Source organism: Yoonia tamlensis (assembly GCF_900115105.1).
GTDB classification, from domain to species: Bacteria; Pseudomonadota; Alphaproteobacteria; order Rhodobacterales; family Rhodobacteraceae; genus Yoonia; species Yoonia tamlensis.
In genome coordinates this window covers 1,462,275-1,478,053 of record NZ_FOYP01000001.1, presented here as the reverse complement: position 1 = coordinate 1,478,053, position 15,779 = coordinate 1,462,275, and the positions used below count along the sequence as shown (strand labels likewise).

The window sequence follows — 15,779 nt, the reverse complement described above, 5'->3', positions numbered from 1 at the left end:
TGATGTTACGGCTAATAATAGCGTTAATTTAGGTGTTTTGTAAAAACCAGCGATCAATGCGCGCCTTTAGCGCCGCCCAGATCGCGGGCGCGCCGCGTGTGACCTTGGCCCCGACACGGGTTTCAAGCTGCGCGGGCGTGACGTTATAGGTGGGCCATGTGCCGCCACCTGTTTCAAGGTTCGCGATCACGGGCTGCACCCTGTCGATGGATTTGGCAAAGACCGCATCATCGGTTTGGGCGGCTTCGAATTCATCCCAAAGCGCGCGGAATGCGTCCGCCTGATCAGCGGGCAAAAGCCCGAATATCCGGTCGGCGGCGGCCTGTTCGATGGCCTCTTGGGCCGCAGGGTCATGATCGCCGTGAATGGGCGCATCGCCCGCGTCGATTTCGACAATATCGTGGATCAACAGCATCTTGATTACGCGGTCGATTTGCACGGGCCGCACCGCATGTTCGGCCATGACCATCGCATATAGTGCGATATGCCAGCTATGTTCGCCGGAATTTTCGCGCCGTGATGCATCGCATAGCGTGGTCGCGCGCAGGGTTGATTTGAGCTTGTCGGCCTCAGTCAAAAACGCAAGCTGCGCGGTGATCCGGTCCGCCATCTAGCGTTTGACGCGGCGCGGCATGTTGACGGATGGTTCCGGCTCTGGCGCGTCTGCTTCGTCTTCTGACGGTTTGACCGTGCCGCCCCATAGATCAGCAACCTCTTCGTCAAGCTGCGCTTCTTTTTCTTCGTCCGACAGCCCTTGCAGCGGTGCGGCTTGGGGCTTGGGCCCATCTTGGTAGTTATTGGCCTTGCGTTCGGCAAGCAGGGCGCGTGCGCGTTCTTCGGCGCGGCGCACGCGCACGGCGGTCAAAAACGCCTCTTGCAGGGTTTGCGATGAGGCACCCAACAGCGTGCCAATGGTTTCCGTAATCGCAATATCACCGGACGCTGCCTGATCCGCCAATGCCAGATCAGCCAGCTCGTCTGCGACCTTATCAAGATAGGAATCAGCCATGTTGCTACCGTGTGTTTTCTGTCAATCGCCGCCGCACATAGGTTTTGACGGTGTCAATCATCGGATCCATATAGGGATCTTCAAAGAAGTGGCCCGCGCCCTGCATTTCGTCATGGGTGACGGTGATGCCTTTTTGTTCGTGCAGCTTGTTGACCAGATTGACAGTATCGGCTGGCGGCGCGACACGGTCGTTTGATCCGTTAATGATCAAGCCCGAAGAAGGGCAGGGCGCAAGGAAGCTGAAATCATACATATTCGCGGGCGGGCTGACGGAAATAAACCCTGTAATTTCGGGGCGGCGCATCAAAAGCTGCATGCCGATCCATGCCCCGAATGAAAAACCGGCAACCCAGCAATGTTTGGAGTTGCTGTTCATGGATTGCAGGTAATCCAGCGCCGATGCCGCATCCGACAATTCGCCAACGCCTTGGTCATATTCACCCTGAGAGCGCCCAACACCGCGGAAGTTGAACCGCAAAACCGTAAATCCCATGTTATAAAATGCGTAATGCAGGTTATAGACAACGCGATTGTTCATCGTGCCGCCAAACTGCGGATGCGGATGCAAGACGATGGCAATAGGTGCATCGCGGTCTTTTTGCGGGTGGTAACGCCCTTCGAGGCGTCCTTCGGGTCCGGGAAAGATGACTTCGGGCATTGAGATTCCGTCGCTGCTGTGGTGCTTGTGCATTGTTGACGAAAACGCTCAGGCACCTTAGAAAGGTTCTAATCTGGGAGAGATCCCACATTATCTGGTCACGGTGAAGTAATCACGCAGCGCCGCGCCGTCAATGAAATTGCGCCTGCATAAGGGATTAAGCGATGAAATTAAGCACAAAAGGTCGCTATGCGATGGTCGCACTGGCCGATTTGGCGCTGCAACCCAAAGACACATTGGTGAACCTGACCGAGATATCAAAGCGTCAGGATATTTCGCTACCCTATCTTGAACAGCTTTTTGTCAAGCTGCGTCGCGCCGGATTGGTCGATTCCGTACGTGGGCCGGGTGGGGGCTACCGGCTGGCCCGCCCCGCGTCCGAGATGCGGGTGTCTGAAATTTTGGGCGCCGTCGACGAAACCGTTTCAGCCATGCACAAAGGGGCAGGGGCATCGGGCGGCGCGTCGGGGTCGCGCGCACAATCGCTGACTAACCGGTTGTGGGAGGGGCTAAGTGCGCATGTCTATGTGTTTTTGCATCAGGCGCGACTTTCGGATGTTGTTGCCAATGGTCTGGCCCCCTGTCCTGCGGTGCCCGCATTGTTCGAGGTTGTTGATGAGGAATAAAGAGGGGCGCTGCCCCCGGCCTGCGGCCTCCCCCGGAGTAGTTTTGGCAAGATGATATGAGAAGAACCTATCTGGATCATAATGCGACCACGCCTTTGCGGGCCGAGGCGCGCGCGGCGATGATTGCGGCGATGGATGTGGTGGGCAACCCGTCATCGGTGCATGCAGAAGGCCGTGCGGCCAAGGCAATTGTTGAAAAAGCGCGGTTGCAGCTGGCCGAAGCGGTGGGCGCATCCGGCGCGGATGTGGTGTTTACATCAGGCGCGACCGAGGCCGCGGCGCTGGCGTTGGCGGGGCGCGGTCTGAAGGGTGCGATGATTGAGCATGACGCGGTGCATGCATGGATAGATCCGGTTTTACGCCTGCATGACGGGCTTGCGGTTGTGGATGATCCGGCGGTGGCGACATTGCAGCTTGCCAATTCCGAAACGGGCGTTGTGCAGGATTTGCCAGCAGGGCTGGCTGTCAGCGATATCACCCAAGGGTTTGGCAAAGTGCCTTTTGCCTTTGCGTGGTCGGGGGTGCAGATGGTTTTTCTGTCGGCGCATAAATTCGGCGGCCCCAAAGGTGTGGGCGCGCTGATCTTTCCCGCAGGAACAGATGTCGCCGCGCAAATCAAGGGTGGCGGGCAGGAAATGGGCCGCCGTTCGGGCACGGAAAACGTGATCGCCATTGCCGGAATGGGCGCCGCAGCCATGGCTGCGCAGGCGGATTTGGCCGCTGGCCGTTGGGAACGGGTTGCACAACTTAGAAATATTCTAGAAAAGGCCATTGAGACCGCCGAAAAGAACACTATTTTTGTCGGGAAAGACGCGAACAGATTGCCCAACACCAGTTGCTTTGCAACGCCTGGCTGGAAGGGTGAAACCCAAGTGATGGCGATGGATCTGGCCGGATTTGCCGTGTCGGCAGGGTCGGCCTGTTCTTCGGGTAAGGTGAAAACCAGCCGTGTGCTGGGCGCGTTGGGACTGGATAATGATGCCGCAGCAAGCGCGCTTCGCGTGTCGCTGGGGATTGAAACAACAGAAGATGAAGTCATGCGCTTTGTGCAGGCTTGGACGCAAAAACGGGCGCGGCTTCGGGCCGCCTAGAGGAAAAGAAAATGTCTGATATCAAAGACGTAGAAGTCAAAGATGGCGTTGATCAGGAAACCGTTGATGCGGTGTCCAAACTGTCTGGTACCTATAAATACGGCTGGAATACCGAGATCGAGATGGATTATGCCCCAAAAGGCGTGAACACCGATATCGTCAAGCTGATTTCGGGCAAGAATAACGAGCCCGACTGGATGACCGAATGGCGGCTTTCGGCCTTTGCCCGTTGGGAACAGATCGAAGAACCCACTTGGGCGATGGTCAGTTATCCCGAAATCGATTTTCAGGACATCTATTACTATGCCCGCCCCAAAAGCATGGCCGAAAAGCCCAAGTCATTGGATGATGTCGATCCCAAGCTTTTGGAAACCTACAAGAAACTGGGCATTCCGCTGAAGGAACAGATGATCCTTGCGGGTGTTGAGGGCGCCGAAGATGCCCCCGCCGAGGGCCGCAAAGTGGCCGTCGATGCGGTGTTTGATTCGGTGTCGGTCGGCACGACGTTCCAGAAAGAACTGGAAAAGGCCGGCGTGATTTTCTGTTCAATCTCGGAAGCGATCGAAAAACATCCTGAGTTGGTTAAGAAATACCTTGGCACCGTCGTGCCACCATCCGACAATTTTTATGCCACGCTGAATTCCGCCGTGTTTTCAGATGGTTCGTTCGTCTATGTGCCGCCTGGCGTGCGCTGCCCGATGGAATTGTCGACCTATTTCCGGATCAACGCCGAGAACACCGGCCAGTTTGAACGCACGCTGATCATCGCCGACAAGGGCTCATACGTGTCCTATCTGGAAGGCTGTACCGCCCCGAAACGCGACACAGCGCAGCTACACGCGGCGGTGGTGGAGATCATCATCGAAGAAGACGCGGAAGTGAAGTATTCGACCGTACAAAACTGGTATCCGGGTGATGAAAACGGTGTTGGCGGGATCTATAATTTTGTAACCAAACGCGCCGATTGCCGTGGTGATCGCGCCAAGATCATGTGGACGCAAGTCGAAACAGGTTCGGCGGTGACTTGGAAATACCCAAGCTGCATCCTGCGCGGCAATGAAAGCCAAGGCGAATTCTATTCCATCGCCATCGCCAACAACATGCAGCAGGCCGATACCGGCACCAAAATGGTGCATCTGGGCAAGAACACAAAATCGCGGATCGTGTCCAAAGGGATTTCGGCGGGCAAGGCGCAAAACACCTACCGCGGGCTTGTGTCGATGCACCCCAAAGCCAAGGAATCGCGCAATTATACGCAGTGTGACAGCCTGTTGATCGGCGATAAATGCGGCGCCCACACAGTGCCCTATATCGAGGTCAAAAATAACAGCAGCCGCGTCGAGCACGAAGCGACCACTTCGAAGGTTGACGACGAACAATTGTTCTACTGTCGCGCACGCGGAATGGACGAAGAAGAAGCCGTCGCTTTGGTCGTCAACGGGTTCTGCAAAGAGGTGCTGCAAGCGCTGCCGATGGAATTTGCGATGGAAGCGCAAGCGCTTGTCGCGATCTCACTGGAAGGGTCTGTGGGCTGATGCGACATGTCTTTGGACATACGCGATCTTGCCTAGCAAGCGCCACCGCGCGGCCCGAAAGTTGCCGTAGTTTGCGCGTAAACGGTTGTGATAAATTGCAATCCGGAGCGATAAACGATGGCGAATATGGGGCAAAAGGATTTCGACGCGCGGATCAAGCGTATCAAGAACCCGCGCAACAATTCCTATTACGACCCCGATTTGCAGATGCATATCCCCAAACGCGTCGCGCGTTCCAAGATCGAAAAGCCACCGTCAAAAAGCAACGAGGCGTTAACAGCGTTCTTGGTGTCGATGGTCTTGGGCGGGGTCGCGATGTTCGGCGCGCAGGTCGTGCGGGTGCGGTATCTGGGCCTGTCGGGCGGGAATACCGCGGTGACGTTCACCGATATTCTGATCGGGTTCTGGTTCGTGCTGGTGCTTTCCGCACTGATGCAACGGCGCCAGCCGATCGGGCGGCTTGGGCAGATCGCGGGGCTTTGCGCCATGTTGGTTGCCGGCCACAATCTGATCTGGAAATGGCCGGACCTGATGGGCAAAATCTATACGCCGGAATATGTCGCCGAGGTTCAAGCCACAACCGAGGTCGGTTCGATTGTCGTTCAGGGCAACGTTTTTGCGTTCATGTCAAACTAGACGACCGCCCGCACACACCGTTTTTACCAGCTGATAACGCCCCGTACGGGGTGATTTATGCTGTTCCAATCAATCCAGATTTACAAATTGCAACGTCGGGTTTCCGGCGTCGCCTCACCACTTGTGCGCGCAGTCGTGCCGCTATGCCGAAGGAAATAAAATGCTAGAAATCAAAGGCCTGAAGGTCAAACTTGAAGATGAAGACAAGCAAATCCTCAAAGGGTTGGACCTGACCGTCGAGACTGGCAAAGTACATGCCATTATGGGGCCGAACGGGTCGGGTAAATCGACGCTGTCTTATGTGCTTGCCGGAAAAGATGGCTATGAGGTCACCGAAGGTTCCGCAACTCTTGAGGGCGACGACCTGCTCGAGATGGAGCCAGAAGAGCGCGCCGCATTAGGCCTGTTTTTGGCGTTCCAATACCCCGTGGAAATCCCTGGTGTTGGCAATATGACATTCCTGCGCACCGCCGTGAACGCACAACGCAAAGCGCGCGGGCAAGAAGAGCTGAGCGCGGGCGATTTTCTGAAAGAAGTACGCGCCAAGGCAAAAGATCTGAAAATCGACGCCGATATGCTCAAACGCCCTGTCAACGTCGGTTTCTCGGGTGGCGAGAAAAAGCGCAATGAAATCCTGCAGATGGCAATGCTTTCGCCCAAAATGTGCATCTTGGATGAAACCGATTCTGGGCTTGATGTCGACGCGATGAAGCTTGTCGCCGACGGCGTGAACGCGCTGCGTGATGCGGGGCGGTCGTTCCTTGTGATCACCCACTACCAGCGGCTGTTGGATCATATCAAACCGGATGTCGTGCATATCATGGCCGATGGCCGGATTGTGAAAACAGGCGGGCCGGAACTGGCGCTCGAGGTGGAAAACAACGGTTACGCCGACATTCTGGCAGAGGTGTCCTGATGGCGATTGCGAAACTGAAAGCAGACGCCACAGAGGCGCGGCTGGCCGGTGTCACCTTGCCTGATGGCGCCCAATGGGCGCGCGCCGCGCGGGGCGATGCATTAGCACGGGTGCGCGCGATGGGCCTGCCGTCCAAGCGTGACGAATACTGGAAATACACCAACCCGTCAGATCTGACGGCGGTTGATGCGCCTTCTGCTGCGCTGTTCGACGGCGGCGAAGCCCCGCTGTTTGGTGACAAGGAATGTCTGAATATTGTCTTTGTTGATGGCGTGTTCGATGCGCAGGCATCTGACCCGCTGGCGGGCGAAGGCATTGAAATCATGCGTCTTTGTGATGCGATGGCGGCAGATATTCATTGGGCCAAAGACCTGTACGGTGTGCTTGAAACGCGCGGGCAGGTCCCAGTGGAACGGCCATTGGCCGCGCTGAATACGGCGCTGGCAACCGATGGTGTCGTGATCCACGCCACAGCCAAAGTCGCCAAGCCGATCCATATCTCTTACCTGCATGCGGATGAAACATCCGATGCGAACTTGCATAATCTGGTCAAGGTCGATGCGGGCGCCGAGGTGACATTGCTTGAAACCGGCCCCGGTGCTGCGCGTTTTTCAACCTGTCTTGAGGTTGATATTGCCGACACGGGCGCGTTTCATCACGTACGCACGCAGGGACGCGACCATGAACGCCGCACTGTAACCCATTGTTTTGCAAGGGTTGGCGCGGAATCCACGTTCAAATCATTCACCGTGACAGTCAACGGCGTGCTGACGCGCAATGAATGCGTCTTGGACATTATCGGCGATGACGCGGTTGCGCATGTTGCGGGTGTCTGTGTGGGTGATGGCAAGGATTTCCACCATGATGATACCGTGTTCATTACCCATGACGCGCTGAATGGCGAAAGCCGGCAGGTGTTCAAAAAGGTGCTGCGCAACGGGGCCACAGGCGTGTTCCAAGGCAAGATTTTGGTCAAGGCAGGCGCCCAAAAAACCGACGGCTACCAGATCAGCCAATCGCTTTTGCTTGACGAAGACGCACAGTTTCTGGCCAAACCAGAGCTGGAAATCTACGCCGATGACGTGGCTTGTTCGCATGGGTCCACATCTGGGGCGATTGATGAAACAGCCTTGTTTTACCTGCGTTCGCGCGGGGTGCCAGTACGTGTGGCGCGCAATCTGCTGACCCTTTCGTTCATGGCCGAAGCGCTTGATGAAATTGCTGATTCTGCCTTGGCAGATGAATTGCGTGATCGGCTCGAGGGCTGGCTGGCGCGGCACGGCTGATGGCACTGACCGCCGATATCATACGCACATGGCGCGCACCGCGCACCGTCATCCGCCGCTTGCTTGACCAGGGGCGGCGCGAAGATCGCGCTGTCGCCTTTGTCATGATCGCGTGCTTTTTGATCTTTGTCGCGCAATGGCCGCGGCTGTCGCGAATCGCAAACGGGTTCGAGCCATCCCCATGGCCGCCCGAGATCAATTTCGAAGGCATGATGACCTATACGTTTTACGCGGTTGTGATCATGTTGCCGTTGGTCATGTACGGGCTTGCGGCGGTTGCGCATCTGGTCGCGCGGGCTTTGGGCGGGCAGGGCAGCTGGTATGCGGCGCGGCTCTCCTTGTTTTGGGCCTTGTTAACCACGACACCGCTTTTGCTTTTGCACGGTCTTGTGCGCGGGTTTATCGGGCCTGGAACGCAGTCGGTTTTGATCGGCGGGATTTGGGCTGTCGTGTTCGGCTATATCTGGATCCAATGTATGCGCGAAACGGAAGCACCATGAAGCTGTCCCTGCAAGGTTGGTTTGACGCAATTACCGCGACGCTAAAAGAACCCGACGCTGCGGCCGAGCGGGTGTTTTCCTATCGCTTTGCGCGGTCCACCTTGCTGCAGGCCGTTGTCGTCCTGTCCATTATAAATATGATATTGCTGGCAATTGTCAGCCTCATCACCCCCACATCGATCGATGGCGCGGTGCATGTAACGCCGCTTTCGCTCGTGATATTGATTGCGGGAAGCATGTGTATCCTTGCCGCGGCGATTGCGAAAATCGGCCGGATGTTTGGCGGGGTGGGCGATCTTGACGGCGCGCTGACGGCGGTGGTTTGGTTGCAGGCCGTCGGGCTTACGCTTGACGGGGCGCAAATCCTGTTGATGCTGCTCAGTCCGCTGATTGCCGTTTTCTTTGGCTTTGCGGCGCTTTTTGCGCTGGCGTGGTGCACGGTTAACTTTGTCAACGTGCTGCACGGGTTCAATTCGCTTGGAAAGGCGACGGTCACGTTGATCGTCGCATTGATCGGTACAATTATTGCGGTCGTCATATTGATGGCGCTGCTGGGGATCACCCCTTCCGGAGATATGACATGAGCTTTGATGTCCAGAAAATACGCGCGGATTTTCCAATCCTGTCGCGCGAAGTGAACGGCAAGCCGTTGGTTTATCTCGATAATGGTGCAAGTGCGCAAAAACCGCAGGCCGTCATTGATGCGATCACGCGCGGCTATGCCCATGAATACGCCAATGTGCACCGTGGCCTGCATTATCTTAGTAATCTTTCGACAGACCGCTACGAATCTGTCCGTGGAAAGGTCGCCAAATTCCTGAATGCGCCTTCCGAAGATAGCATCATATTCAATTCCGGCACGACCGAAGGCATCAATATGGTTGCCTATGCATGGGCGATGCCGCGGATGCAGGCTGGCGACGAAATCGTGCTGTCAATCATGGAACATCACGCCAATATTGTGCCTTGGCATTTCCTGCGCGAACGTTTGGGCGTTGTGATCAAATGGGTGGATGTCGATGCCAATGGCGATCTTGACCCGCAAAAGGTAATTGCTGCGATCGGGCCGAACACGAAACTGGTTGCCATCACCCATATGTCAAATGTGCTTGGCACTGTTGTTGATGTCAAAGCAATCACCGAAGGCGCCCATGCCAAGGGCGTGCCTGTACTGGTCGACGGATCGCAGGCTGCTGTCCATATACCGGTCAATGTGGCCGATATCGGTTGCGATTTTTATGCGATTACAGGGCACAAGCTTTATGGCCCTTCCGGCTCTGGCGCGATCTATGTTTCGCCTGAACGGATGCGCGAAATGCAGCCCTTTATGGGCGGCGGCGATATGATCCGCGAGGTTACGCGCGACGCGGTGACCTATAATGATCCGCCGATGATGTTCGAGGCAGGCACCCCCGGCATTGTGCAAACAATCGGCTTTGGCGCAGCACTTGATTACATGATGGATATCGGGATGGCGCAGATTGCGACCCATGAAAAGCAGTTATGTGCCTATGCCCGTGACCGATTGGACGGTTTGAACTGGCTGAATATACAGGGAAATTCCGCAACCAAAGGCGCAATTTTTTCATTCACCATTGATGGCGCGGCCCATGCGCATGATATTTCGACCGTGCTCGACAAAAAAGGCGTAGCCGTGCGGGCGGGCACCCATTGTGCGATGCCATTGATGGCGCATATGGGTGTGGGCGCCACGTGCCGGGCATCTTTCGGAATGTACAACACGGCCCAAGAGGTCGACACGCTGATTGATGCGCTTGAACTCTGTCACGATCTTTTCGGTTAACCCAAAATTGCGGTAGCAACCGGTGAGAATGACTTGCGCTAGAGAGAGAGCCTCGGTATCAGGGCCCGAACGCACCCGTAGCTCAGCTGGATAGAGCGCTGCCCTCCGAAGGCAGAGGCCAGAGGTTCGAATCCTCTCGGGTGCGCCAATAAAATAAAGACTTTTGTTCTTGTTCTACTTTATTGGCCCCTGTTTCGCCCTCGGTTCCCCTCGATTGCGGCAAGTGCCCCGCTTTGAAAATGGGGCGAAAGATGCCAATAGGTTCGCTCGATTGTCTCAATGCTGGTTGCGAAAAAGCCTGCAGCGTCTGCGACTGATGCGCCGCCTTGGATTGCCCAGGTGATAGCTGTGTGCTTGAGGCTGTGCGGTGTGGGCTTCCAATCCAGAACTGAATCCTCATCGTCGACCGCATCATTGACGATCTTGGCCCACGCGGTCTTGAGGTCGGCAATGCGTTGGCCGCGCCATTCGACTGCCCATGTATTCCCAGAGCGCTGCCACCGGTTGGCGTGCGCCCAGAGCTGGCGTGGTAGCCGGACGGGGGTGCGTCGCTTGTTTGTGATTCTCTCGCCTTCGCCACGGCGATAAAGAAGGCCGGCGTCGAGGTCGAACCAACCACCATTCACGGACGGGCCAGCAAGGCGCCGGTTGAGTGCGGCTGCTTTGCGCGTTCCTGTGTAGATGCTGACCAAGATGAATCGAGCGATGTGATCTTGTTTGCGGGCGCGTGCGGCGCGGATCAATGCTGCGACTTCATCACGGGTTAGGGCACGCTGGTTTGTTTCTGGTGTGGCCGGCATCGTTACGTTGGGGGCAGTGAGGATGTAACCCTCGCGCTGGCAATAATTGAGCGCGGCCTGCAGTGTGTTTAATTCACGACGGACGGTACCGGGTGCGCGGTTGCGCATTTTTGCGTACCGCCTGCATGTTTCGCCTTTGACGGCATCGGCTGCAAGATCACCCCAAAACGGCAGCAAGGCGGACATCGCGTAGCCGATCCGTACGGGGTCTGCGACCGTGGGTGCGTGTTCGCTGCCGTAAATCGACAGAATATCCGATATCGTTATTTCGCGGGTTTCAACTGGACCACTGCGGCGGTTTTTGGTCGAGATGTATTGTGCAAGCTGGACTTCAGCTGCTCCGCGATCTGACGTGCCTGTGCTGATTTCGGCGCCAGAATCCTTGATGACGAAGGTTGGTTTTCGCCCTTTTCGTTTTCGTAAGAAGAGACGGGCACCTTTTGAGGGCATCGGCATTTTTCAATAAGCTCCGGCATTTCGCGGGCGTAGATGCGTGATGATCGCCCGAATCGTATCAGATAGCCGTGTTTTTCGGCGGCACGCAATAGCGGGGCCTTTGGGATACCCCATTCAAGGGCGGCGTCATCAATAGTTAGGAGTTGTCTAGTCATTCGCTTTTTCGACTTTCCTGTTCGCCTTTGCGACGCGCGCGGCATGTTCGAGTTCTGCGATCGCAAGGATGGTCGGCTTTACCTCGGGCGCGGCACTGTCATAATCGCGCCCGAAACGCCCATTCAGGCGTGGCAGAAGCGCGCGCGGGATGGCTTTCCAGTTGGCGGGATCGCAGTTGAGTTTGTCGCCATCCAACGATTTGAGGCAATGACCATCGGGCAGCGGGCCGTTCTCTTGCTCCCAAAGGTAACGGTGCTTGTGCATGAACCGTGTCTTCGCGCCGGTGTAAGGGTTTTCTAACGGCACTTTCATTTCGATATAGCCGTCTTTACCACTACGCTCTGTCCACATCGGCACGCGGTTGGCGGGTTTTGCACCCTTCCTGAACCAGCCTTTTTCACTGCCGGCTGCGCATTCACCGCGCTTGCCCTTGTTGTGCGACACTTGCCCCTGGACAAAGTGACCCGTGCGACCGGTCAGCCAGTTGCGGCGTTTGCACAGTGAAGTCAGGTTCTGCCGGCTCACGTCTGGCCGCTTGAAGCGCGCGACGAATGCGATATGAAGCTCGCGCCGCGTCCAATCCTTGCGCGCGGCAATCCATGCGAGTTCGGCATCGCTGTATCTGATCGCGCGCCGGTTCATTTTGTACCGTTACCAATCTCCGGCAGCATCGGCATGATAACGGCCCCGTGGTCGGCAAAAAGCTTAGCTGCCTTCAGGCGCTGATCCGTATTGCGGCTTACCTGATCGGCAATTGAGACGATTGCCGCTGCACGTTTTGCCTCATTCTCGATTTGCTCGGGGCTTAAGCCTTCATCGGATAGCCGTTCGAGCTGCGCAAAGAGGTGATCGTTCAAATCGGAGAGCTTGTTTTTCATTTGTCAATTCTTTCCTTGAGCGCGGCGCATACGCCGGATGCAACGGTTCATGATCAGTTGGCGCTCTGCCACCAGTTCATCGAGGCTTTGTTTGCGGCGGGTTATCCGCCCGTGAAGCTTGGCCAGGCGGCGCACCTCGACCATGTTTGCGAAATGGAGCCATGCCGCGCGCAGCCCGAAAGGCTCATTGGGTTCAATGGCTTGTTGGCTATTGTGGCCGATGGCAGGGGGCGCTTGTGTAGCGGGTGCCGCTGTACATGAAGTGTGTCCCGCCATGATCTATCTCGGTGCTTGAATGCGGCCAGCCCATGCGTCAAATTCGGTGCGCAGGATCTGGAAGTTGGTGCGGGCGGCTGGCTCGGATGCCAGCTGGCGGCGGGTTTGGATTTGGCAGCAATCGCGCAGGTATTGCGCGGCTGCGCTGGCGCTGAATTGTTGATCGGGCAGACCGCTGCGCGTGGCTGCGAATTTTTGGAACTGCGGGTCGTTGCACAGGATCCCTGCCTGTTGGGCGGGTTCCAGCGTGTTGAATGGCTTGCGCTCTGGCTTGGTCATTTGCGTGCCTTCGCTTCTGCTGATTTACCGTCATTCACCATCCGCCACAGGTCTTTGGCCAGTTGGTGTTCGGCGTGATCGGCGCTGTGGTTCAAGATCGTCCGGCAGGCGCGCCGGATGCGCGCATCAGAGTGGGTTTCGATGTCGTCAAGGATGCCGCGCGCCCAGCCCAGTCGCTGTGCCCGACTAAGGCGCAGCGCGGCCAGCCCCTGTTTTTCGTCGTGAGTAGTGGGGGTGGGGCGTGTCACTTGGATGCCTTTGCCTTGCGCTTGGTAGTGCGCTTCTTCGGGGCATCTTTCTCTACGATCGCGGAGAGTTCAGTGGTGTTCTTGAGGTTCAACGCGAACAAGATGAATGCGGGTTCAGTGATCATTGAAACTGGTCCTTTGCGATTGGTGGCGTCTGTTGGGTATCGGCGGGTTGCGCTGCGCAAAATGGGGCAAGGATCAGGGCGGTCAGTAGAACAATCCGGCGGCGGGTCTTGGCGCGCCGCGCCTTGGCCTGATCGCGGGCAAGCAGTTCCCGATAGATCGGAAAGCTTTGCGAATGCGTCGGCGCATAGAGGATGTTTTCGCGTCTGCGCATCACTGGCCACCGATTGGCGTGTTTGTGCAGTTTTCCGCGATGGCAGGGTGAACGGTGATAAAGCCGTCGTCTTCGGTCCGGGCGACAATTGCAGTCGCGGCCTTGATCCAGTTGCGGATCGCTTCGGCCTCGGTCGCACCGAAAGCGCTGACGTTGTGCAGGCTGATTTCAAATAGGTGGCTGGACGTAGTGGTGCCAGCTGGGGGTACATAGCTGCCGCCGTTTTCCATGACCTCGTTCATGAAGGCGTCGTTGTGGCCATCTGTGCTGTCGCGGGTCAGCCGGTCCAGGAACGCCACCATAGGGCTGTGCTGAAAGAGTGGTGTCATGATTTTTTCGCCTTCTTGCCATCGGTGATGTTGGCGATCGCATCGGTCAGCGCGCGGGCGGGGGCGGTTACATTGTCGATACAGGTCTCGCAGGGGTGGGCGACCATCGTGAAAACGAGCGGATAGATCGAATGCTTGTCCTTGTGAAACTCGCGGTCGTTATTGGTGTGCGACCAGTTTTCTGGGTATATGCCGCTACCGTTGAAGGAGCTGTCGGCGGTTTCGCGCATCTGCAGGGGCAATAGTCTGTCGCAATTGGCGCAGCGTATTTGCAGACCCATCAGCGGGTGAGCATACCCATCCATCACGCGCGCTCTGCTTCGGTTGTGCGGATTTGATCCTGCGCCAATGGACCGTAGAGACCGGCGGCGCGCTGCATTTTGACAATCTGCTTGTGGTTCGTGGATTTGCCGCGGCTGTTCATCAGCAACTGCCATGTGTTCCGGCGCAGTTGTGGGTCATCCGCGCAGCGCTGCGGGTCGGTGACGATATCGCGCAGGGATTGATTATTGGAAGGCGGGTGCGTGGTCTTTTGGGTTTGCATTTTTGTTGCTCCATCGGGAAGTGATGGGCAATGTTTAATTGGAAGATGTTTCCATTGTCAAATGCAAATTAGAAAAATATTCCATTTTTCGTATAGCGTCGACCTAAAGCTATGCTACCAAAAGCAGTAAATTTTTTGCTGGAGTACATTTATGATTGTGAAATACCCTGTAAGGGAGCGACTGCTGCTTGGATTTTGTGGCATTACCGGGGTTTCGATTGACAGAGCCTATGGCTGGTTGGCTGCGCTGCGCTTGCGGAGGTCGTCTGCAATTTCTTCCGGTAGCCCCAGAAGGCGCCCGCGATAGATGTAGTCCATTGTGACGCCCCATTGCTCTGAAATTTGAAATGCAGCATCTGCCAGCAAGGGCTTTTCGCCCTTGATGATCTTGGAATAGCTTGAGGGATCAACGCCAAATGATTTGGCGAATTCACCTTTTGGGAGGTGGAGTGCGGAGCGTATTGCTTCCAGTCGTATGCCGACGCCTTCGAGGTCAATTTTCATACGTCACACATATCCATGCTGGAAAAAATATCTATTGAAACAAATTCCAGTGCTGACAATTGGAAAAATCTTCCAGAAATATCCTGACTATGGAAATTCAAACGATAAAAGACCTGATTGATTTGTGGCCGTTTCGCCGAACCCTTGCCGATGAGGTTGGTGTAAGTGCCGATCGTGTCCACAAGTGGGCGTTGAGTAACGCAATTCCTGCGGCGTTTCATGCACAAGTAATTCAGTGCGGTGTCGCGCGCGGCTTTCCAATCGACGCGGACTTGATTGTGCGTCTGCACGCGAAGCCATTGCCGGTCGATAATCCAGTGACGGAGGGTCAATCCGCATGACGCAAGCCGCCCGCATATCTGATAATCAAGTTTCTGTTCCATGCGACAACGTTATCGCGCTGCGCCCACGACAGTCGTCTGGAAATGCATCCGCACAAAAGTCGCAGGCCGCTGACCCTTATGCCTTTGGCGCAGCGTTCCCTGAAATGTGGCGCGCGTTTTTGCATGCGCATTACCGCAACCAGATCGAGGTCGCTTATTGCTATGGCGTTACTGAGAAGGCGGCGGAAAAATGGTGGCTGGGGATCGGCGGGCCAAATGGCGCGAAGGTCGCCATCGCCTATCAAACCCATCCCGCTGGTGCGGCAACGTTTTTGAAATGGGCGGCGTAGGGTCATGGGGATGGTGGTACAGCCCATGCACCCTGCGCCTGTAGGAACGAAAGTTCCGACACAAATTATGGCGGCGCATCATGTCGCTTACCTATCAGATCGGATTGCCTGTCTTCCTCCCCAGGTGATCAACCATCCGATCCTGCCAAGCCGCGCACCAACTGCCGCGCGGCCAACTGCGGGTGCGGCGTTTCCCTTCGCTGCACCCGCTTTTTTCGAAACATGCGACCACGATCTT

Annotated in this window: 26 protein-coding genes and 1 tRNA gene; 11 read left to right on the top strand and 16 right to left on the bottom strand. The window is 56.3% G+C overall.

Features of this window, described 5'->3' with window-relative positions:
* Positions 1-28: 28 nt before the first annotated feature.
* The 3 genes from BM320_RS07685 to BM320_RS07675 are packed head-to-tail and all read right to left on the bottom strand — an operon-like array spanning position 29 to position 1,667.
* On the bottom strand, positions 29-610 hold the full coding sequence (locus tag BM320_RS07685) for an HD domain-containing protein (protein ID WP_090198504.1): 582 nt from the start codon (positions 608-610) through the stop codon (positions 29-31).
* Positions 611-1,009, bottom strand: a complete 399-nt coding sequence (locus BM320_RS16580; RefSeq protein ID WP_311135493.1) for a hypothetical protein — start codon at positions 1,007-1,009, stop codon at positions 611-613.
* Positions 1,010-1,013: 4 nt separating this feature from the next.
* Positions 1,014-1,667, bottom strand: coding sequence for an alpha/beta hydrolase (locus BM320_RS07675; RefSeq protein WP_090198502.1), 654 nt, complete (start codon positions 1,665-1,667; stop codon positions 1,014-1,016).
* Positions 1,668-1,831: 164 nt separating this feature from the next.
* Here BM320_RS07675 and iscR point away from each other — a divergent pair, with 164 nt between their 5' ends.
* The 10 genes from iscR (at position 1,832) to BM320_RS07625 (ending at position 10,209) form a co-directional block, all read left to right on the top strand.
* A complete protein-coding gene (gene iscR / locus BM320_RS07670) occupies positions 1,832-2,293 on the top strand; it encodes a Fe-S cluster assembly transcriptional regulator IscR (RefSeq protein ID WP_090198499.1) in 462 nt (153 codons plus the stop codon).
* A 56-nt stretch (positions 2,294-2,349) separates the two neighbouring features.
* The gene (locus BM320_RS07665; RefSeq protein ID WP_090198496.1) at positions 2,350-3,384 is read left to right on the top strand and encodes a cysteine desulfurase family protein; all 1,035 of its coding nucleotides are present in this window, start codon (positions 2,350-2,352) and stop codon (positions 3,382-3,384) included.
* Positions 3,385-3,395: 11 nt separating this feature from the next.
* Entirely contained in the window at positions 3,396-4,919 is a 1,524-nt protein-coding gene (gene sufB / locus BM320_RS07660) for a Fe-S cluster assembly protein SufB (RefSeq protein WP_090200464.1), read from the top strand.
* 117 nt (positions 4,920-5,036) lie between these two features.
* Positions 5,037-5,555: a hypothetical protein gene (locus BM320_RS07655; RefSeq protein WP_090198493.1), complete on the top strand. Its 519-nt coding sequence runs from the start codon at positions 5,037-5,039 to the stop codon at positions 5,553-5,555.
* Between the two features lie 160 nt (positions 5,556-5,715).
* Entirely contained in the window at positions 5,716-6,471 is a 756-nt protein-coding gene (gene sufC / locus BM320_RS07650; RefSeq protein WP_090198490.1) for a Fe-S cluster assembly ATPase SufC, read from the top strand.
* Complete coding sequence (locus BM320_RS07645; protein WP_090198487.1) at positions 6,471-7,757, top strand: SufB/SufD family protein; 1,287 nt, start codon at positions 6,471-6,473, stop codon at positions 7,755-7,757. The genes sufC and BM320_RS07645 overlap by 1 nt, the downstream gene beginning before the upstream one ends.
* Positions 7,757-8,257: a YIP1 family protein gene (locus tag BM320_RS07640; protein WP_090198485.1), complete on the top strand. Its 501-nt coding sequence runs from the start codon at positions 7,757-7,759 to the stop codon at positions 8,255-8,257. The genes BM320_RS07645 and BM320_RS07640 overlap by 1 nt, the downstream gene beginning before the upstream one ends.
* On the top strand, positions 8,254-8,841 hold the full coding sequence (locus BM320_RS07635; RefSeq protein ID WP_090198482.1) for a YIP1 family protein: 588 nt from the start codon (positions 8,254-8,256) through the stop codon (positions 8,839-8,841). Before BM320_RS07640 ends, BM320_RS07635 begins: the two co-directional genes overlap by 4 nt.
* Positions 8,838-10,061 carry a cysteine desulfurase gene (locus tag BM320_RS07630; RefSeq protein ID WP_090198479.1) on the top strand — a complete coding sequence of 408 codons (1,224 nt, stop codon included), beginning with the start codon at positions 8,838-8,840 and terminating at the stop codon, positions 10,059-10,061. Before BM320_RS07635 ends, BM320_RS07630 begins: the two co-directional genes overlap by 4 nt.
* A gap of 71 nt (positions 10,062-10,132) precedes the next feature.
* Positions 10,133-10,209, top strand: a tRNA-Arg gene (locus BM320_RS07625).
* Positions 10,210-10,240: 31 nt separating this feature from the next.
* Here the strand turns inward: BM320_RS07625 and BM320_RS07620 are convergent.
* The 13 genes from BM320_RS07620 to BM320_RS16285 form a co-directional block, all read right to left on the bottom strand.
* Complete coding sequence (locus BM320_RS07620) at positions 10,241-11,317, bottom strand: tyrosine-type recombinase/integrase (protein WP_090198477.1); 1,077 nt, start codon at positions 11,315-11,317, stop codon at positions 10,241-10,243.
* A gap of 147 nt (positions 11,318-11,464) precedes the next feature.
* On the bottom strand, positions 11,465-12,115 hold the full coding sequence (locus BM320_RS07615; protein WP_090198474.1) for an HNH endonuclease signature motif containing protein: 651 nt from the start codon (positions 12,113-12,115) through the stop codon (positions 11,465-11,467).
* Positions 12,112-12,351 (bottom strand): hypothetical protein, encoded by a 240-nt coding sequence (locus BM320_RS07610; protein ID WP_090198471.1) that lies wholly within the window; start codon positions 12,349-12,351, stop codon positions 12,112-12,114. Before BM320_RS07610 ends, BM320_RS07615 begins: the two co-directional genes overlap by 4 nt.
* Before the next feature lie 3 nt (positions 12,352-12,354).
* The gene (locus BM320_RS07605; RefSeq protein WP_090198468.1) at positions 12,355-12,627 is read right to left on the bottom strand and encodes a hypothetical protein; all 273 of its coding nucleotides are present in this window, start codon (positions 12,625-12,627) and stop codon (positions 12,355-12,357) included.
* Positions 12,628-12,630: 3 nt separating this feature from the next.
* Entirely contained in the window at positions 12,631-12,906 is a 276-nt protein-coding gene (locus BM320_RS07600; protein WP_090198466.1) for a hypothetical protein, read from the bottom strand.
* Positions 12,903-13,154: a hypothetical protein gene (locus BM320_RS07595; protein WP_090198463.1), complete on the bottom strand. Its 252-nt coding sequence runs from the start codon at positions 13,152-13,154 to the stop codon at positions 12,903-12,905. Before BM320_RS07595 ends, BM320_RS07600 begins: the two co-directional genes overlap by 4 nt.
* Positions 13,151-13,279, bottom strand: a complete 129-nt coding sequence (locus BM320_RS16560; protein ID WP_278246419.1) for a hypothetical protein — start codon at positions 13,277-13,279, stop codon at positions 13,151-13,153. Before BM320_RS16560 ends, BM320_RS07595 begins: the two co-directional genes overlap by 4 nt.
* Positions 13,276-13,491: a hypothetical protein gene (locus tag BM320_RS07590; protein ID WP_090198459.1), complete on the bottom strand. Its 216-nt coding sequence runs from the start codon at positions 13,489-13,491 to the stop codon at positions 13,276-13,278. The genes BM320_RS16560 and BM320_RS07590 overlap by 4 nt, the downstream gene beginning before the upstream one ends.
* The gene (locus BM320_RS07585; protein ID WP_131802331.1) at positions 13,491-13,820 is read right to left on the bottom strand and encodes a hypothetical protein; all 330 of its coding nucleotides are present in this window, start codon (positions 13,818-13,820) and stop codon (positions 13,491-13,493) included. Before BM320_RS07585 ends, BM320_RS07590 begins: the two co-directional genes overlap by 1 nt.
* The gene (locus BM320_RS07580; RefSeq protein ID WP_131802329.1) at positions 13,817-14,128 is read right to left on the bottom strand and encodes a hypothetical protein; all 312 of its coding nucleotides are present in this window, start codon (positions 14,126-14,128) and stop codon (positions 13,817-13,819) included. Before BM320_RS07580 ends, BM320_RS07585 begins: the two co-directional genes overlap by 4 nt.
* Positions 14,125-14,364: a hypothetical protein gene (locus tag BM320_RS07575; RefSeq protein WP_090198449.1), complete on the bottom strand. Its 240-nt coding sequence runs from the start codon at positions 14,362-14,364 to the stop codon at positions 14,125-14,127. Before BM320_RS07575 ends, BM320_RS07580 begins: the two co-directional genes overlap by 4 nt.
* Before the next feature lie 228 nt (positions 14,365-14,592).
* Positions 14,593-14,868 (bottom strand): helix-turn-helix domain-containing protein, encoded by a 276-nt coding sequence (locus BM320_RS07570; protein WP_090198445.1) that lies wholly within the window; start codon positions 14,866-14,868, stop codon positions 14,593-14,595.
* Positions 14,865-15,251 carry a hypothetical protein gene (locus BM320_RS16285; protein WP_131802327.1) on the bottom strand — a complete coding sequence of 129 codons (387 nt, stop codon included), beginning with the start codon at positions 15,249-15,251 and terminating at the stop codon, positions 14,865-14,867. The genes BM320_RS07570 and BM320_RS16285 overlap by 4 nt, the downstream gene beginning before the upstream one ends.
* Before the next feature lie 104 nt (positions 15,252-15,355).
* Here BM320_RS16285 and BM320_RS16280 point away from each other — a divergent pair, with 104 nt between their 5' ends.
* Positions 15,356-15,541 (top strand): hypothetical protein, encoded by a 186-nt coding sequence (locus tag BM320_RS16280; protein ID WP_131802325.1) that lies wholly within the window; start codon positions 15,356-15,358, stop codon positions 15,539-15,541.
* Positions 15,542-15,779 lie beyond the last annotated feature (238 nt).

Excerpts from the sequence above, each read along its gene's own strand:
- BM320_RS07665 (WP_090198496.1), top strand. The coding sequence starts at position 2,350 with ATGAGAAGAACCTATCTGGATCATAATGCGACCACGCCTTTGCGGGCC.
- BM320_RS07590 (WP_090198459.1), bottom strand. The coding sequence starts at position 13,491 with ATGCGCAGACGCGAAAACATCCTCTATGCGCCGACGCATTCGCAAAGC.
- BM320_RS07640 (WP_090198485.1), top strand. The coding sequence starts at position 7,757 with ATGGCACTGACCGCCGATATCATACGCACATGGCGCGCACCGCGCACC.
- sufB (WP_090200464.1), top strand. The coding sequence starts at position 3,396 with ATGTCTGATATCAAAGACGTAGAAGTCAAAGATGGCGTTGATCAGGAA.
- iscR (WP_090198499.1), top strand. The coding sequence starts at position 1,832 with ATGAAATTAAGCACAAAAGGTCGCTATGCGATGGTCGCACTGGCCGAT.
- BM320_RS16580 (WP_311135493.1), bottom strand. The coding sequence starts at position 1,009 with ATGGCTGATTCCTATCTTGATAAGGTCGCAGACGAGCTGGCTGATCTG.
- BM320_RS07585 (WP_131802331.1), bottom strand. The coding sequence starts at position 13,820 with ATGACACCACTCTTTCAGCACAGCCCTATGGTGGCGTTCCTGGACCGG.
- BM320_RS07570 (WP_090198445.1), bottom strand. The coding sequence starts at position 14,868 with ATGAAAATTGACCTCGAAGGCGTCGGCATACGACTGGAAGCAATACGC.
- BM320_RS07600 (WP_090198466.1), bottom strand. The coding sequence starts at position 12,906 with ATGACCAAGCCAGAGCGCAAGCCATTCAACACGCTGGAACCCGCCCAA.
- BM320_RS07630 (WP_090198479.1), top strand. The coding sequence starts at position 8,838 with ATGAGCTTTGATGTCCAGAAAATACGCGCGGATTTTCCAATCCTGTCG.
- BM320_RS07620 (WP_090198477.1), bottom strand. The coding sequence starts at position 11,317 with ATGCCGATGCCCTCAAAAGGTGCCCGTCTCTTCTTACGAAAACGAAAA.
- BM320_RS07575 (WP_090198449.1), bottom strand. The coding sequence starts at position 14,364 with ATGCAAACCCAAAAGACCACGCACCCGCCTTCCAATAATCAATCCCTG.
- sufC (WP_090198490.1), top strand. The coding sequence starts at position 5,716 with ATGCTAGAAATCAAAGGCCTGAAGGTCAAACTTGAAGATGAAGACAAG.
- BM320_RS07645 (WP_090198487.1), top strand. The coding sequence starts at position 6,471 with ATGGCGATTGCGAAACTGAAAGCAGACGCCACAGAGGCGCGGCTGGCC.
- BM320_RS16560 (WP_278246419.1), bottom strand. The coding sequence starts at position 13,279 with ATGATCACTGAACCCGCATTCATCTTGTTCGCGTTGAACCTCAAGAAC.
- BM320_RS07685 (WP_090198504.1), bottom strand. The coding sequence starts at position 610 with ATGGCGGACCGGATCACCGCGCAGCTTGCGTTTTTGACTGAGGCCGAC.
- BM320_RS16285 (WP_131802327.1), bottom strand. The coding sequence starts at position 15,251 with ATGGAACAGAAACTTGATTATCAGATATGCGGGCGGCTTGCGTCATGC.
- BM320_RS16280 (WP_131802325.1), top strand. The coding sequence starts at position 15,356 with ATGTGGCGCGCGTTTTTGCATGCGCATTACCGCAACCAGATCGAGGTC.
- BM320_RS07635 (WP_090198482.1), top strand. The coding sequence starts at position 8,254 with ATGAAGCTGTCCCTGCAAGGTTGGTTTGACGCAATTACCGCGACGCTA.
- BM320_RS07675 (WP_090198502.1), bottom strand. The coding sequence starts at position 1,667 with ATGCCCGAAGTCATCTTTCCCGGACCCGAAGGACGCCTCGAAGGGCGT.
- BM320_RS07605 (WP_090198468.1), bottom strand. The coding sequence starts at position 12,627 with ATGGCGGGACACACTTCATGTACAGCGGCACCCGCTACACAAGCGCCC.
- BM320_RS07615 (WP_090198474.1), bottom strand. The coding sequence starts at position 12,115 with ATGAACCGGCGCGCGATCAGATACAGCGATGCCGAACTCGCATGGATT.
- BM320_RS07610 (WP_090198471.1), bottom strand. The coding sequence starts at position 12,351 with ATGAAAAACAAGCTCTCCGATTTGAACGATCACCTCTTTGCGCAGCTC.
- BM320_RS07655 (WP_090198493.1), top strand. The coding sequence starts at position 5,037 with ATGGCGAATATGGGGCAAAAGGATTTCGACGCGCGGATCAAGCGTATC.